The sequence below is a fragment of the Geobacillus sp. DSP4a genome, from assembly GCF_013096875.1.
GTDB classification, from domain to species: domain Bacteria; phylum Bacillota; class Bacilli; order Bacillales; family Anoxybacillaceae; genus Geobacillus; species Geobacillus thermophilus.
This window is the reverse complement of record NZ_SDLD01000286.1, coordinates 1-255: the sequence shown is the minus strand read 5'-3', so window position 1 is coordinate 255 and position 255 is coordinate 1. Positions and strand designations below refer to the sequence as shown.

General features: G+C 45.1%; 1 protein-coding gene. It reads right to left on the bottom strand.

What is annotated here, in order from left to right:
- The coding region (locus ETC02_RS17375) for an IS66 family transposase (protein WP_171698516.1) at positions 1-255 on the bottom strand (255 nt) is incomplete at both ends.

Below are 255 nucleotides of genomic sequence, written 5' to 3'. Positions count from 1 at the left end.
TCCCATTGATGCGCAAACTCGTTTCATCGACATGCAGGATGTTGGATTCAAGTAAGGCGTCTTCGATGATGTCCATATTTGATTCCAGCGCTTCGCGTCCTCGTTTCACCATATTGGCAAGGGTTCCTGTACTAATCGAGTGTTGATATAACGCTTCGATTGTATCACTTAAACGCTTGTACGGGATCAATTGGATATGATGTAAATAAACAACGAGCGCCGTGAGCCGTGGACCGTATTGCACATGATTCGTGA